General features: G+C 72.1%; 1 protein-coding gene. It reads left to right on the top strand.

Translation table 11 applies throughout. The features are described from left to right. Positions 1-76: 76 nt before the first annotated feature. The coding region (locus AC13HU_RS36525; RefSeq protein WP_483046300.1) for a 3-hydroxyacyl-CoA dehydrogenase NAD-binding domain-containing protein at positions 77-1,861 on the top strand (1,785 nt) is incomplete at its 3' end.

Below are 1,861 nucleotides of genomic sequence, written 5' to 3' on the forward strand. Positions count from 1 at the left end.
GTCCCACCGCGCCCCGCCGTTCCACCCCTCGCCCGCACCTCGCCGGACCAACCGGACCAACGGAGCTTCGAAGACCATGAGCGAGTCCACCACCATCCGCTGGGAACAGGACACCGAGGGCGTCGTCACCCTCGTCCTCGACGACCCGGCGCAGTCCGCGAACACCATGACCGCGGCCTTCGCCGACTCCCTCGACGCCACCCTCGACCGCTTGGAGGCCGAACTCGACGGCATCCGCGGCGTGATCCTCACCTCCGCCAAGAAGACCTTCTTCGCCGGCGGCGACCTGCGTGACCTGATCCGCGCCACCCCCGAGACCGCCGAGCAGGTTTTCGCCGGGTCCATGCGGATCAAGCGCCGCCTGCGCCGCCTGGAGACCCTCGGCAAGCCCGTCGTCGCCGCGATCAACGGCGCGGCGCTCGGCGGCGGTTACGAGATCGCGCTCGCCTGCCACCACCGCGTCGCCCTGGACGCGCCCGGCAGCAAGATCGGCTGCCCCGAGGTCACCCTCGGGCTGCTGCCCGGTGGCGGTGGCGTGGTGCGCACCGTCCGGCTGCTCGGCATCGCCGACGCCCTGCTCAAGGTGCTGCTCCAGGGCCGCCAGTACGCCCCGCAGCGCGCCCTGGCGGCCGGGCTGATCCACGAGGTGGCCACCGACCACGACGACCTGCTCGCCCGCGCCCGCGCCTTCATCCACGCCAACCCCGAGGCCCGCCAGCCCTGGGACGCGCCCGGCTACAAGATCCCCGGCGGCACCCCCAAGAGCCCCGCGTTCGCCGCGAACCTGCCCGCGTTCCCGGCGAACCTCAGCAAGCAGCTCGCCGGCGCCCCCTTCCCGGCGCCGCGCGCCATCCTGGCGGCCGCCGTCGAGAGCTCCCAGGTCGACATCGACACCGCCTTCACCATTGAGGCCCGCTACTTCACCGAACTCGCCTGCGGGCCCGTCTCGAAGAACATGATCCAGGCGTTCTTCTTCGACATGCAGGCCGTCAACTCCGGTGCCAGCCGCCCCAAGGACGTGCCTGCCCGTCAGGTGGCCAAGGTCGCGGTGCTGGGCGCCGGCATGATGGGCGCGGGCATCGCCTACTCCTGCGCCCGCGCCGGCATCGACGTCGTCCTCAAGGACGTCACCCAAGAGGCCGCCGAGCGCGGCAAGGCGTACTCCGCCGGGCTGCTGGACAAGGCGCTCGCCAAGGGCCGCACCACCCCCGAGAAGCGCGAGGCGCTGCTCGCCCGGATCACCCCGACCGGTGACCCCGCCGACCTCGCGGGCTGCGACGCCGTCATCGAGGCGGTCTTCGAGGACGCCGCCTTGAAGCACAAGGTGTTCCAGGAGATCCAGGACGTGGTCGCGCCCGACGCGCTGCTGTGCTCCAACACCTCCACCCTGCCGATCACCGCGCTCGCCGAAGGGGTCCGCCGGCAGGCCGACTTCGTCGGACTGCACTTCTTCTCCCCGGTCGACAAGATGCCGCTGGTCGAGATCATCCGCGGCCGGGACACCGGCGATGAGGCGCTGGCCCGCGCGTTCGACCTGGTCCGGCAGATCCGTAAGACGCCGATCGTCGTCAACGACTCGCGCGGCTTCTTCACCTCCCGGGTGATCGGTCACTTCATCAACGAGGGCGTCGCCATGGTCGGCGAGGGTGTTCCGGCCGCTTCCGTCGAGCAGGCCGCCGCGCAGGCGGGCTACCCGGCGAAGGTGCTGTCCCTGGTGGACGAGCTGACCTTGACGCTGCCGCGCAAGATCCGCGCCGAGGCCCGCGCGGCGGTCGAGGCGGCCGGCGGCACCTGGCGGGTGCACCCGGCGGAGCAGGTGATCGACCGCATGATCGACGAGTTCGGCCGCACGGGCCGCGCC

The sequence above is a fragment of the Streptomyces sp. NH27 genome, assembly GCF_056859195.1.